Origin of the sequence: Streptomyces sp. MnatMP-M17 (assembly GCF_900091995.1) — a bacterium.
Lineage (GTDB): Bacteria > Actinomycetota > Actinomycetes > Streptomycetales > Streptomycetaceae > Streptomyces.
On record NZ_FMDK01000869.1, the window covers coordinates 1 to 1,522 of the forward strand.

Below are 1,522 nucleotides of genomic sequence, written 5' to 3' on the forward strand. Positions count from 1 at the left end.
TCTGCGCCCGGACGGCAAGACCCAGGTCACCATCGAGTACGACGGCGACAAGGCCGTCCGCCTCGACACGGTCGTCGTCTCCTCACAGCACGCCTCCGACATCGACCTGGACTCGCTGCTCGCTCCCGACGTACGTGAATTCGTCGTCGAGCATGTCCTCCAGGAGCTGGTCGACGACGGCATCAAGCTGGAGACCGAGGGCTACCGTCTGCTGGTCAACCCGACCGGCCGCTTCGAGATCGGCGGCCCGATGGGCGACGCCGGTCTGACCGGCCGCAAGATCATCATCGACACCTACGGCGGTATGGCCCGGCACGGCGGCGGTGCCTTCTCCGGCAAGGACCCGTCCAAGGTCGACCGCTCCGCCGCGTACGCGATGCGCTGGGTCGCGAAGAACGTCGTCGCCGCGGGCCTCGCCTCCCGCTGCGAGGTCCAGGTCGCCTACGCGATCGGCAAGGCCGAGCCGGTCGGCCTCTTCGTGGAGACCTTCGGCACCGCCACGGTCGACACCGACAAGATCGAGCAGGCCATCGGCCAGGTCTTCGACCTCCGTCCGGCCGCGATCATCCGCGACCTCGACCTGCTGCGCCCGATCTACGCCCAGACGGCGGCGTACGGCCACTTCGGCCGCGAACTCCCCGAGTTCACCTGGGAGACCACGGACCGGGTGGACGCCCTCCGCGAGGCCGCGGGCCTCTGACCCACCCAGCACCGCACCGGCTGACAACGGCCCCGGACCGCAGGACGGTCCGGGGCCGTTCCGTGTGCGCGGGCAGCGCGACCACAGAAGGTGGGAGTGTCGGTGGTGTCTGGTAGGTATGGAGCTGTGAGCAGCGACGACAGGCAGTCCCGGGATCCCGCCGGTGGTGGGCCTGAGCAGCTTGCGTTCATTCGGGAGAGTGTGCGGAAGGCGAAGGTGCCGCGGGCGAAGCCGCGGACGTGGCGGGGGGCCGCGTTGGCCGGGGAGTTGCCGGTGGCGCGGGTGGTGGTGAACAAGGGAGTGCTGCATCTCGACCAGTTCTTCGACTACGCCGTGCCGGAGGAGCTGGACGGGACGGCGCTGCCCGGGGTTCGGGTGCGGGTGCGGTTCGGGGCCGGAGCGCATCAGGTGCGGGGCGGGCGGCGCGAGGGCGGTCGGCTGATCGACGGATTCGTCGTCGAACGCAGGGCCGATACCGACTACACGGGACCGCTGGCCGCGCTGGCCGATGTGGTCTCGCCCGAGCCGGTGCTCAGCGCCGAGCTGCTCGGGCTCGCCCGGGCCGTGGCGGACCGGTATGCCGGAAGCCTCGCGGATGTCCTCCAGCTCGCGATCCCGCCCAGGAACGCGCGGGCCGAGTCGAAGCCCTCCCCGGAGCCGTTGCCGTCGCCGGCCGCGCCCGGGCCGGGCACATGGGAGCGGTACGGCAACGGCGCGGCGTTTCTCGACGCGCTCGCCGGCGGCGGTGCGCCGCGCGCCGTATGGACCGCGCTGCCCGGACCGCACTGGGCGGATGAACTGGCACGCGCGGTGGCGGCGACG

1 protein-coding gene and 1 pseudogene are annotated in these 1,522 nt (G+C 71.9%); both read left to right on the plus strand.

Annotated elements, in window-relative coordinates; all coding sequences use genetic code 11:
* Positions 1 to 700, plus strand: a 700-nt coding sequence (gene metK / locus GA0115259_RS32370) for a methionine adenosyltransferase (protein WP_107469324.1), incomplete at its 5' end; no start/stop codon positions are given.
* Between the two features lie 126 nt (positions 701 to 826).
* Positions 827 to 1,522: pseudogene (locus tag GA0115259_RS32375) on the plus strand (primosome assembly protein PriA); the annotation flags it as partial.